This is a genomic window from Mesorhizobium sp. M2C.T.Ca.TU.002.02.1.1, assembly GCF_003997225.1.
This window is the reverse complement of sequence record NZ_RZTO01000211.1, coordinates 1-8,260: the sequence shown is the minus strand read 5'-3', so window position 1 is coordinate 8,260 and position 8,260 is coordinate 1. Positions and strand designations below refer to the sequence as shown.

At 65.1% G+C, this 8,260-nt stretch carries 7 protein-coding genes and 1 pseudogene; 5 read left to right on the top strand and 3 right to left on the bottom strand.

Features of this window, described 5'->3' with window-relative positions:
* From EOD07_RS13770 to EOD07_RS13760, 3 genes are all read right to left on the bottom strand, one after another.
* On the bottom strand, positions 1–801 hold an 801-nt coding region (locus EOD07_RS13770), incomplete at its 3' end, for a 1-acyl-sn-glycerol-3-phosphate acyltransferase (RefSeq protein WP_127235850.1).
* A gap of 83 nt (positions 802–884) precedes the next feature.
* Entirely contained in the window at positions 885–2,858 is a 1,974-nt protein-coding gene (gene thrS, locus EOD07_RS13765) for a threonine--tRNA ligase (RefSeq protein WP_127235849.1), read from the bottom strand.
* 242 nt (positions 2,859–3,100) lie between these two features.
* Positions 3,101–3,970 (bottom strand): IclR family transcriptional regulator, encoded by an 870-nt coding sequence (locus EOD07_RS13760; RefSeq protein WP_127235848.1) that lies wholly within the window; start codon positions 3,968–3,970, stop codon positions 3,101–3,103.
* A 131-nt stretch (positions 3,971–4,101) separates the two neighbouring features.
* On the opposite strand from EOD07_RS13760, the gene EOD07_RS13755 reads away from it, so the two are divergent.
* From EOD07_RS13755 to EOD07_RS13735, 5 genes and pseudogenes are all read left to right on the top strand, one after another.
* Positions 4,102–5,289 carry a substrate-binding domain-containing protein gene (locus EOD07_RS13755; RefSeq protein ID WP_127235847.1) on the top strand — a complete coding sequence of 396 codons (1,188 nt, stop codon included), beginning with the start codon at positions 4,102–4,104 and terminating at the stop codon, positions 5,287–5,289.
* 74 nt (positions 5,290–5,363) lie between these two features.
* On the top strand, positions 5,364–6,380 hold the full coding sequence (locus tag EOD07_RS13750) for a succinylglutamate desuccinylase/aspartoacylase family protein (RefSeq protein WP_127235846.1): 1,017 nt from the start codon (positions 5,364–5,366) through the stop codon (positions 6,378–6,380).
* The gene (locus EOD07_RS13745; RefSeq protein ID WP_127235845.1) at positions 6,377–7,327 is read left to right on the top strand and encodes a threonine/serine dehydratase; all 951 of its coding nucleotides are present in this window, start codon (positions 6,377–6,379) and stop codon (positions 7,325–7,327) included. Before EOD07_RS13750 ends, EOD07_RS13745 begins: the two co-directional genes overlap by 4 nt.
* 1 nt (position 7,328) lies before the next feature.
* Positions 7,329–8,090, top strand: coding sequence for an ATP-binding cassette domain-containing protein (locus EOD07_RS13740; RefSeq protein ID WP_245470128.1), 762 nt, complete (start codon positions 7,329–7,331; stop codon positions 8,088–8,090).
* A pseudogene (locus EOD07_RS13735) lies at positions 8,080–8,260 on the top strand (sugar ABC transporter ATP-binding protein); the annotation flags it as partial. The gene EOD07_RS13740 and the pseudogene EOD07_RS13735, both read left to right, overlap by 11 nt.

The following is an 8,260-nucleotide window of genomic DNA, read 5'->3' as shown; positions in this document are numbered from 1 at the left end:
CAGCACGTCGCCGATGCGCACCTCGATCGCCTTGCCCGACAGGCGGGCGAACTCGCGGATGAGCAATGAGGTGCGCAGCGTCAGCGATGCCTTGCCGATGAACTTCGCCATACGGTTGTCGCGCTCGGCCATGTTCATCGGGCCGCTGACGAGATGGAACAGGCGGCCGTTCTGGCCGGAGAAATGCATCGGGATGACCGAGGCCTTGGCGTCCTGGATCAGCTTGGCCGGGAACATCTTCCACGGCAGGTCGATGGCGCGGCCGAAACCCTTCGGCGCCGTGGCGACGCCGCCGGCCGGGAAGACGACGATGGTGACGCCTTCCTTCAACAGCCGCACGGCTTCATGGCGCACCGCCATGTTGTTCTTCAGCGCTTCCTTGGTCTCGGAAAAATCGATCGGCAGCGAATAGGGTTCCATCTCGCGGATCCTGAGCAGGTCCTTGTGGATCATAACCCGGAACGGCCGGCCGAGCTGCTCGACCAGCGACAGCACGGCAATGCCGTCGCCGATGCCGAAAGGATGGTTGGCGACGATGACCAGCGGCGTGTCGGGCAGTGCCGCCGGCGGCCACTGCACCGCGTTGCGGACCTTGACGTCGATCAATTCCAGCATGCGGCTGAACACGCGATCGCCGGTCGGCACCACCTGCCGGCGCCAGAAATCGTAAAGCGCGGCGAAGCGGTCGCGGCCGGACAAGCCCTCGACGGAATGGATGAACCAGCGCGTCAGCACCGGCTGATGCGGGTTGGCATAGGAGAGCTCGGGAAAACGTCTTTCCCGCAGTTTCAATTTGAGCATGGCGGCTCGTTACAGGGCTGGCGTGACAGGCATATGAAAATGGCGGTGGACCGGCCACCGCCATTTCAGGGAGAGTTGGTACGTCAGGCGGCGCGGCGTTTGCGATCGGGCGAAACCGCCTCCTCGGCAAGAGCCTTCACCGCATCGTCGAGCTTCCGCGATTCCTGATCGCGAGAACCCAGCCGGCGGACATTGACGGTTTCCTCCTCGGCCTCGCGCTTGCCGCAGACGAGGATGACCGGGACCTTGGCGAGCGAATGCTCGCGCACCTTGTAGTTGATCTTCTCGTTGCGCAGATCGGTCTCGGCCAGCAGTCCCGCAGCCTTGAGTCGCTCGACCACCTTGATGGCGTATTCGTCCGCATCCGAGGTGATCGTCGCCACCACCACCTGCAGCGGCGCGAACCACAGCGGGAAATGGCCGGAATAGTTCTCGATCAGGATGCCGAGGAACCGCTCCATCGAGCCGCAGACCGCGCGATGCACCATCACCGGCTGCTTCTTCTCCGAATCCGAGCCGATATAGAAGGCGCCGAAGCGCTCCGGCAGGTTGAAGTCGACCTGCGTGGTGCCGCATTGCCATTCGCGGCCGATGGCGTCCTTCAGCACATATTCGAATTTCGGCCCGTAGAAAGCGCCCTCGCCCGGATTGATCGAGGTCTTGATGCGGTTGCCGGAGCGCGTGCGGATCGTCTCCAGCACGTTGCTCATGATCGCCTCGGCATGGTCCCAGGCCTCGTCGGTGCCGACGCGCTTGTCGGGCCGGGTCGACAGCTTCACGCTGACCTCGTCGAAGCCGAAATCGGCATAGGTCGACAGGATCAGGTCGTTGATGCGCAGGCACTCGGCCGCCAGCTGCTCCTCGGTGCAGAAGATATGCGCGTCGTCCTGCGTGAAGCCGCGCACGCGCATCAGCCCGTGCAGCGCGCCCGACGGCTCGTAGCGATGCACATTGCCGAACTCCGCAAGCTTGACGGGCAGTTCGCGGTAAGACTTCAACCCATGCTTGAAGATCTGAACGTGACCGGGACAGTTCATCGGCTTCAGCGCGAAGACGCGGTCGTCGTCGGTGTCGTCGCCGGCGACGGTGACCTTGAACATCGCGTCGCGGTACCAGCCCCAGTGTCCCGACGTCTCCCACAGACTCTTGTCCAGCACCTGCGGCGCGTTGACTTCCTGATAGCCATGCTCGTCGAGGCGGCGGCGCATGTAGTTGATCAGGTTCTGCACCATCTTCCAGCCCTTGGCGTGCCAGAAGACGACGCCCGGCCCTTCTTCCTGGAAATGGAACAGGTCCATCTCGCGGCCGAGCTTGCGATGATCGCGCTTCTCGGCCTCTTCCAGCAACGTCTGGTAGGCATCGAGCTGCGCCTGATCGGCCCAGGCGGTGCCGTAGATGCGGGTCAGCATCGGGTTGTTCGAGTCGCCGCGCCAATAGGCGCCCGCCACCTTCATCAGCTTGAAGGCGTTGCCGATCTGCCCGGTCGAGGCCATGTGCGGGCCGCGGCACAGATCGAACCAATCGCCCTGTGCATAGATCTTGATGTCCTGATCCGCAGGGATGGCGTCGATCAGCTCGACCTTGTAGCGCTCCCCCTTGTCGGCGAAGACCTTCTTCGCTTTGTCGCGTGACCAGACTTCCTTGGTGAACGGCTTGTTGCGCTGGATGATCTCGCGCATCTTCTTCTCGATCACCGGGAAATCGTCCGGCGTGAACGGCTCGTTGCGCGCGAAGTCGTAATAGAACCCGTTCTCGATCACCGGCCCGATGGTCACCTGCGTTCCCGGCCACAGCTCCTGCACGGCCTCGGCCAGCACATGCGCCGTGTCGTGGCGGATGAGTTCCAGCGCGCGCGGATCCTCGCGGGTGATGATCTCGACCTTGCCGGACGTGCCGAGCGGATCGGAAAGATCGCGCACGGTGCCATCGAGGCTGTAGGCGACAGCCTTCTTGGCCAGCGACTTGGAGATCGATTCGGCAAGGGCAGCGCCGGTCAGCGCCGCGTCGTATTCACGGACGGAACCATCGGGAAATGTCAGGGAAACGGAATTCGGCATCAGGGTTCTCCTATCCAGTCCCGCAAACGAGCGCGGGTGGTGAAATGCATGCCGCAGGATGCTCAGCAGCATGCAGAGGGTTAGCCGGAGGCGTCCGGCAGCGGCGCGGTTTTAGAGGCAGTGCCGCGTCAGGTAAAGAGCGCTCGCCACGAAATGTCGTCGTAAAGCTTTCGCCCGCTTTCGCGTTTCTTGCTTATGTGGTGTCGGGGATTCGACAAATGCGCCGAGCCGTAAAGCTGCTCTCATTCGGGATGCGGAGCGCGGGTCAACGGGTCCGATAGCGGGAACTCGGGTGCCGGCGGCGTGCCGCCTAGGATGTTCGACAGTTCGCAGGCAGTCTTGAATTGCGAAGCGGCTGCCTGCTGGATCGGCACCCGCCCGCGCACCGACTGAAGGAACGGCATCGTCAGCGCGGCCAAGGCCTGCCCCCGGCCGTCGAGGATCGGGAAGCTCACATCGGTGATACCGGCAATGTTTTCGCCTGCGATCAGCTCGTAGTGCTGCGCGGCGATGGCTTCGATGCGCTGCCGCACCCGCCGCAATTCCGCGCGATCGATACCGTTGGCTGCCAGCGCGTCGAACGTCCACTCGCGTGTCGCTGGCGGCTGGAAGGCGAGGATCACCCGGCCCGAGGCGGTATGCTCGGCCGGACTCGATGTGCCGAGCCGCACTCTAAAGCCGAGCGGCGCCGGACTGTCGGCATAGGCGATGGTGCGGATGAACGCCCCCTCCAGCACCGTCAGCAGAATCGACTGCTGCGTTTCGGCCGCGAGCCGCAGCAGGATCGGATTGGCCGCCGTGGTGAGCATCTCGATCGGCGGGAAAGCAAGCGCAAGGTCGTAGAGCTTCATCGACAGCCTGAAGGCCTCGTCCTGCGGCCCGCGCCGGATATAGCCCCGGCGCTCCAGCGAGACGACCATGCGGTAGACTTCCTGCAGCGAACGGCTGAGCTGCTGGGCGATCTGGCTCTGGGTCAGTCCTTCGGATTGCCGGGCAAGCAGCTCGAGCACGTCCAGGCCCTTCTCCAGCGCGGGCGCAAGATAGGTTGCCTGCCCCTCTTTGGGCGCCTTTTCCGCCCGCGCGGCGACGTCGCTTTTCCTTGGCCCACCCATTTTGATTCTGGTCCCGTTCGTTCCGGTTCGCAGGAACTTGCTGATCTCGGCGGCGATTGACAAGCGCGCAAAGTTCCTATTACCTATTAAAATAGACTATCATATATAAAATCAACAGGGGAAACACGACCATGGATACGCATGCCGTTCGCATACTTCTTCCAGCTCTGCTGCTCGCCGGGCTGGCACTTCCCGATACCGCTCTCGCCGACGGCAAGGCGGCCCTCGCCACGCTGCCGGACAATCTGCAGAGCCTCTATGTCGGGGCTGAACAGAATGTGCAGCCGTCGGCCTTCGACGGCTTCGCGATGCCGGCCAAGCCATGGAAATGGTGCCACTCCGAATCGTATCAGGGGAATCCCTGGCGGGTGGCGCTGACCAATCACTTCAAGAGCCTTGTCGGCGCTTTCCAGGCCGACGGCAGCGTCAGCAGCTTCGAGCTTTCGGACTCCAACGGTGACACCAGCCAGCAGATCGCCCAGCTCCGTGCCTTCATCGACAAGAAATGCAGCATCATCACTGTGGTGGCCGGATCGTCGACCGCGCTGAACGACGCCATCGAGGCGGCCTATAAAGCGGGCATTCCGGTGGTCTCGGTGGGCCTCGTCACCACCCCTTACGCGGTCAGTGTCGATTCCAACTACATCAAGTTCGGCTATGACATGGCCAAGGACATCACCACGGCGCTCAACGGCAAGGGCAATGTGCTGAGGGTCGAGGGCATTGCCGGCAGTCCGCTGGTCGCCGAGCAGCGCGTCGGCGCCGACAAAGGGTTCGCGGAATCGCCGGACGTGAAGGTCGTGCGCGACGTCAACGGCAACTGGACCGCGGCGGTGACCAAGACGGTGGTGCTGCAGGCGCTCGCCACCAACCCCGGTCCGATCGAAGCGGTGTGGACTTCGGGCAGCGAAGCGCGTGTGGTGGCCGAGGCTTTCGCGCAGGCCGGCCGGCCGGCGCCCGTCATCACCGGCAGCATTTCGGGCGATGCCCTCGGCTATTGGAAAGCGCATCCGGACTTCAAGTTCACGGGCGGCGCGCTGTTGCCGTCATGGACCGCGCAGACGGCCGTGCGCGTCGGCGTGAGGATGCTGCAGGGCCAGGAGCCCAAGGTGAGCCTGGTGGAAATCCCGGTCCCCGACGTCAAGATCGGCGACCTTGGTTCATGGTACCGCTCATGCATGACGGCCGACGCCGTCTCGGTCTTCCCGGTCGCGCCGCAGGATCCGATGCCGGAGGACCTGATGAACGGGTACTTCAAGAAGCCCGCGCCGACGCCGCAATTCGACTACGCCAAGACGCCGGATCCCTGCGCCCAATAACGCCCGTCGAGACCTCCCAAGGGCCCTCCTCGGAGGGCCCTTCCTCACTTCCAGACATTTTTGGCAGAACCACCATGAAGCTTGTCAGCACGGCCAGCACGGATATCGATTTCGAAAAGGACGGAAAGCAGATCGGCTTCGTCAACCTCCCGCTCTCCGTTCACGAGGATGCCTGGGGCGTCGTGCCGATCCCGCTCACCGTCATCAAGAACGGCAAGGGACCGACCATCCTGCTGCAGGGCGGCAACCATGGCGACGAATATGAGGGGCCGATCGCGCTCGGCGAGCTGATCCGCGATCTCGATCCGGCCTCGATCGCGGGCCGGCTGATCATCGTGCCGGCGATCAATCTGCCAGCGGTCGTGGCGGGTCGGCGAACCTCGCCGGTCGACGACCTCAATCTCAATCGCGTGTTCCCCGGCGATCACGGCGGCACCATCACCGCCCAGATCGCCGCCTACATCAGCGATGTCCTGTTCCCGATGGCCGATGTCTTCGTCGACCTCCACTCCGGCGGGTCGTCATCGGTCAATGTGCCGAGCGCCGCCATCGAGCCGGCAGCCGATCCAGCGCATTTCAAGCGCAACGTCGACGCGGTCGTGGCGTTCGGCGCGCCCATGGTCGTGGTCATCTCCAACCGCGGCGATCCGCGAACCTCGACGGCCACGGCGGTGCGCGCGGGGCTGACGGTGGTCGGCACCGAGCTCGCCGGCGGCGGCGGGGTGTCCGTCGAAGCGCTGGCGGTCGTCCGGCGCGGCCTGCGCAACCTGCTGGCGCATTTTGGCGTGCTGCCGCCCGGAAAGGACGGGCCGCCCTCCATAACGCGACCCGACATCTACGAGATCACTCCCGATGCCTATGTGCTCGCCACCGAGACAGGCGTGTTCGAACCGCTGCATCTCAACGGCGTCGAGGTGCATGCCGGGGAGCCGGCCGGGCGCATTCATTTTCTTGCCAATCCCGGCCGCGCCCCGGAAACGCTCTACTACCGGGCCGACGGCATCGTTTACGTGCGCCGCCAGCCGGGCCAGGTCCGGCCCGGCAACGTCTGCATGGTCGTGGCCACGCCCTATCGCGGGCAACTGCCGTGATCGGCCTCGACGATGTGCGGGCGGCCGCCGAACGCATCGCCCCATACATCCGAAGCACGCCGGTCGTGAAGATGACGGCTACTCGACAGCCATTGGCGGATGCCGAAGTCTGGATGAAGCTTGAGTCGCTGCAGCCGACCGGCTCCTTCAAGGCCAGAGGAGCCACCAACCGCCTGCTGACCACGCCCCGGCAAGAACTCGCCGCCGGCATCGTGACCGCTTCGGGAGGCAATCACGGCCTCGCGACCGCGCGGGCGGCAACGATCGCCGGCGTGACGGCCACGGTCTTCGTGCCTGAGACGGCCGAGCAGGCCAAGATCGAAAAGCTCCGTGCGTGGGGCGCCGAGGTCCGCGTCGAGGGCGCCGTCTGGGATGCCACCAACCGCGCGGCCCTGGCGTTCGCCAAGGAACGCAACGCAGCCTATTTCCATCCCTTTGCCGATCCCCAGGTCGTGGCCGGCCAGGGCACGATCGGGCTCGAGCTCATCGAGGCGCTGCCGGAACTCGACACCGTGCTGGTCGCTATCGGGGGCGGCGGATTGATCTCCGGCATCTCTGTCGCGCTCAAGGCGCTGAAACCTTCGATCCGGATCGTCGGCATAGAGCCCACCGGTTCGCCGACGCTCCAGGCCTCTCTTGCCGCCGGCCATGTGGTCACCCTGCCGGCCGTTACCACCCGCATCGCCACCATGGCTTGCGGGCGGACCGACGAGCGCATCTTCGGCATCGTGCAAGAGCATGTCGACGAGATCGTCCTGGTCGGCGACGAGGACATGCAGGCGGCTGCGCGCTGGCTGTGGTTCGAATTCGGCATCGCGGCTGACCTGAGCGGCGCGGCCGGCATTGCTGCCTTGCGCTCGGGCAAGCTGGGCCTGCCGCCGCGCGCGAAGATCGCGACGCTTGTCTGCGGCGCCGGCAGCAACGGCTTCGGCATGGACGGCCAATGAGATGACCGGCGATCGCGCCCCAATGCTGGAAGCGTGCGGCCTGTCGAAGCGCTACGGCGAGACCGTGGCGCTATCGAACGTCGATCTCGCCTTCCAGTCGGGCTCGGTCCACGCCATCCTGGGCGAGAATGGCTGCGGCAAGAGCACGCTGGTCAAATTGCTCTCGGGGATCGTCGCGCCCTCCTCCGGGAGCATCCGGATGCTTGGCCGGCCGGTCACCGGCTCCAATCCGGCGCGCATCCAGCAACTCGGCCTGGCGACGGTTTTCCAGGAAGTGCTGCTCGCCCCCGAACGCTCCGTGGCCGACAACATCGTGCTCGGCACCGGCTCGGCTTTCGGCTGGCGCGCCAGCCGCTCGGCGCGTCACCGCATCGCCACGGCCGCTCTCTCGCGGATCACCAGCCTGCCGATCGATCTCGATGCGCCCGCCGGGTCGCTGTCGCTGGCGGTGGGTCAATTGGTCGTGCTGGCGCGGGCTCTGGTCCGTCGCCCGAAAATCCTTGTGCTCGACGAGGTCACCGCCGCGCTCGACCTCGGCGACCGCAACGCGGTGTTCGAGATGATCGAGGACCACGCCCGGGCGGGCGGCCTGGTGCTGTTCATCTCGCACCGGATGGACGAGGTGATGCGTCTTGCCCATCGGGTCACCGTGCTGCGTAATGGACAACTGGTCGATACGCTCGAAACCGCGTCGGTTTCGGCCGAACGGCTGCTGCAATTGATGGCGCCCGCCACCGCCAGGGAGCTCGATCATGCCCTCTGAGCCGGCCCTGCGTGTCGAAGGCGTATCGCTTGCTCACAACACGCCCGGGCTGGACGAACGCGTCCATGCAGGCGAGATCGTCGGCCTCGCCGGTCTCGACGGGCATGGCCAGGACGCCTTCCTCGAAACGCTTGCCGGCTTGCGCGCGCCGGTCGCCGGTCGCATCCTCG

Excerpts from the sequence above, each read along its gene's own strand:
- thrS (WP_127235849.1), bottom strand. The coding sequence starts at position 2,858 with ATGCCGAATTCCGTTTCCCTGACATTTCCCGATGGTTCCGTCCGTGAA.
- EOD07_RS13760 (WP_127235848.1), bottom strand. The coding sequence starts at position 3,970 with ATGGGTGGGCCAAGGAAAAGCGACGTCGCCGCGCGGGCGGAAAAGGCG.
- EOD07_RS13755 (WP_127235847.1), top strand. The coding sequence starts at position 4,102 with ATGGATACGCATGCCGTTCGCATACTTCTTCCAGCTCTGCTGCTCGCC.
- EOD07_RS13750 (WP_127235846.1), top strand. The coding sequence starts at position 5,364 with ATGAAGCTTGTCAGCACGGCCAGCACGGATATCGATTTCGAAAAGGAC.
- EOD07_RS13740 (WP_245470128.1), top strand. The coding sequence starts at position 7,329 with ATGACCGGCGATCGCGCCCCAATGCTGGAAGCGTGCGGCCTGTCGAAG.